Annotated in this window: 3 protein-coding genes; 2 read left to right on the plus strand and 1 reads right to left on the minus strand. The window is 60.5% G+C overall.

Going from position 1 to position 2,350, the window contains the following annotated elements; all coding sequences use genetic code 11:
- A partial coding sequence (locus tag NW815_RS12895; protein WP_414416089.1) for an ABC transporter permease subunit occupies positions 1–574 on the plus strand: 574 nt, incomplete at its 5' end.
- The gene (locus NW815_RS12900; RefSeq protein WP_414330751.1) at positions 571–1,395 is read left to right on the plus strand and encodes an ABC transporter permease; all 825 of its coding nucleotides are present in this window, start codon (positions 571–573) and stop codon (positions 1,393–1,395) included. The genes NW815_RS12895 and NW815_RS12900, both read left to right, overlap by 4 nt.
- On the opposite strand, the gene cpdA is transcribed toward NW815_RS12900, so the two are convergent.
- A complete protein-coding gene (gene cpdA, locus NW815_RS12905; protein ID WP_414390797.1) occupies positions 1,392–2,186 on the minus strand; it encodes a 3',5'-cyclic-AMP phosphodiesterase in 795 nt (264 codons plus the stop codon). The genes NW815_RS12900 and cpdA overlap by 4 nt on opposite strands.
- Positions 2,187–2,350 lie beyond the last annotated feature (164 nt).

Below are 2,350 nucleotides of genomic sequence, written 5' to 3' on the forward strand. Positions count from 1 at the left end.
GGTGGGGGTGGCGGGGATGCTGCTGCTGCTGGGGCCCAGCGGTTGGCTGGCGCGGCTGGCCTTCCAACTGGGCTGGATTGCCTCGGATCAGGATTTTCCCTTGTGGGTGAACGACCGCGGCTATGTGGGGGTGTTGCTCTATTGGCTTTGGAAGGAGATCCCGTTTGCCGCTCTGGTGGCGCTAACGCTGCTGCGCGGGATGGGATCCGAGCTGGAGCAACAGGCTCGGCTGCTGGGGGCTTCTGCCGCCCAGACGTTTTGGTATGTAACGCTGCCCTTGCTGAGGCCGGGGCTGCTGGCCACCGGGATTCTCATCTTCGGCTTTGTCTTCAGCGCCTTTGAGGTTCCCTTGCTCTTAGGGCCCACCTACCCGCGCACCTTGCCCGTTCTGATCTACCAGCGCTTCACCCACATCAACCTGGAGCAGCGGCAGCAGGCGGTGGCGCTGGGGATCATCCTGCTGGCTGTCTCGGCAGCGGTGGTCAGCCTAATCGGAGGGCTGTTTGCAGCCAGAGTATCCTTTCTGCAGCTGCCGTTTGGCTCAGCGGGACGGAGTCCTTGGAGAAAGCCGTGAAAGGACGCAGATGGATTGGGGGATCCCTGCTCCGCCTTGGGGTGGCCGGAGTGGCCCTCCTTTGGGCTTTGCCCTTTGGGGTGCTGGCCCTTTGGGCCTTCACGCGGGCCTGGTATTTTCCCGATGCCCTGCCCCGGGCATGGAGCATAGCCGGTTGGCAGCAACTGCTAAGCTGGGGATCCCAGTTCCGGGCAGCCTTCGGCCAGAGCTTGCAAATTGCCCTGTTTACCACCCTGCTGGCCTTGGGGGTGGGGATCCCGGCAGGGCGAGTTTTGGGCACCCGTCCCGTGCCTGCCTGGCTGCGCCTGCTGCTGCTATTGCCCATCATCACCTCTCCCTTGGCCGTATTGATGGGCATCCAAGGGGTGCTGATTCGCCTGCGGCTGGACAGTACCCTGCTGGCGGTGGTTTTGGTGCATCTGATCCCCACCATTCCTTACATGGCTCTGGTGATGGGCAGTGTGTTCGCCCGTTTCGACCGCGGCTACGAGGCGCAGGCCCGCTGTTTGGGGGCGGATCCCTGGCAAGTGTGGTGGCAGGTGACGTTGCCCCTCATTGCCCCTGGGGCAGCCATTGGGGCGGTATTTGCCTTTTTGATCTCTTGGAACGAATTTTTGCTCACCTTCTTTGTCGGCGGTGGGCGGGTTCTCACGCTGCCAATGCTGCTCTACAGCCTTTTGCAAGGGGGAAACAATACCCTGGTGGCTGCAGTGGCCTTCCTGTCGCTGCTGCCGGGGTGGTTGGCCTTGCTGGGGGCCAGCGTCTGTTTGGGGCAGGCCATCGGGCTACCCCCCACAGAGGTTCAAGAGGGGGAGAGCTAATATCCCTTCAGGGCCAGGTTGGGCCGTTGCAGAGCAGCTCCCACCCGTTGAACCTGAGTTTTGAAGCTGCCATCTCGCTCCAACCATATCTGCCTCAGGGCAGGGGGAATTACCTCCAGGCCAAACTGGGGGCTCTTGGGACGAAATTGCACACAGGTTGAGGGACAAGCCAGGTAATCAACCCCCTCCCGCCGGCGGTGCAGGTCTTGGTGAATATGGCCGAATACAACGAGGCGGATGTGGTCGAACTCGTCCAGAACCCCAAACAACCGCTCCGGCTGCTGCAGGGCACTTTGATCCAGCCAGGCAGAATCCACCGAAAAAGGGGGATGGTGCAGGGCCAACAAAACATGGTGTTGGACGGCTTTGCTCCGCTGCAATTCTTGTTTCAGCCACAGCAGCGTGCGATCCGTCAGGTAACCGCTGTCTTTGCCGGGCACGAGGGAGTTCAATAAAATAAAACTCCAATTTTCCCGGCTGAAGCTCTTGTCCCCGAATAGCCGCTCGGCGTGGAGCTCTTGGTTCATGTTGTGCAGGCGATCGTGGTTGCCTGCCAACCAGTAAGTATCGATGGGGAGAGCCTGCAAATGGGCTCTCAAACGGGCGTAAGATGCTGCGCTACCATCTTGAGAGAGATCTCCGGTAAGCAGCAGCAGATCCGGCAAGGGATCCAGAGCGGCAATGGCCTTTTGCACCTGCAGGAAAGAGGCTTCCGTGTCCACCCCCAGCAGCCGGTGATGGGGCTTGGCAAACAGATGCAGGTCGCTGATCTGAACCACGTATACGGTCATAGAGCAGGCCCAAGAGGGTGGGATCCCATCTCCGCAGGTTTAAAACACTACCGTTCTAGCACCAGATGGCCCGGCTGGAACCCGTAGGTAGGGTCATTTCGATTCAAGCTAGGACACTGCACCCACACCCAAAACGTTGGTCGCGTCTTCGCGTCAGCGTTGCG

The organism is Synechococcus sp. R6-7, from assembly GCF_047461695.1.
In the GTDB taxonomy this organism is placed as follows: domain Bacteria; phylum Cyanobacteriota; class Cyanobacteriia; order Thermostichales; family Thermostichaceae; genus Thermostichus.

What these genes read in the sequence shown, in the direction of transcription:
- cpdA (WP_414390797.1), bottom strand. Translation starts at nt 2,186, where the DNA reads ATGACCGTATACGTGGTTCAGATCAGCGACCTGCATCTGTTTGCCAAG.